General features: G+C 41.9%; 1 protein-coding gene. It reads right to left on the bottom strand.

The window, feature by feature from the left end; genetic code table 11:
* Positions 1-153: 153 nt before the first annotated feature.
* Positions 154-265, bottom strand: a 112-nt coding sequence (locus SB658_RS24635; protein WP_410603019.1) for a DUF3967 domain-containing protein, incomplete at its 5' end; no start/stop codon positions are given.

Here is a 265-nt window from a genome sequence, read left to right as displayed (position 1 = left end):
GGATTTTTATGTAAGTTAGGTATAGTGTCTCATTATTATTATCAGTAGCAGAAAAGAGTAGATTCCTCCTCTCACAAGGAATCCGCTCTTTCTTTTTTCTACAAATCTATTATTATACGTTCCTACCATAGCTGGCGGTACCCATTCTTGTTATTACCAGAACCTCCACCACGGCTTTTTCTTCTCCTTCGCAGCCGCAACTTCATCCCGGAATTCCTGCATCAACCTCTTCGCTTCCTGCATCTCACGTAGTGTCTTCATCAAC

Source organism: Bacillus sp. SIMBA_008 (genome assembly GCF_046535495.1).
In the GTDB taxonomy this organism is placed as follows: Bacteria; Bacillota; Bacilli; order Bacillales; family Bacillaceae; genus Bacillus; species Bacillus subtilis.
This window is presented reverse-complemented; position numbering and strand designations above follow the sequence as displayed.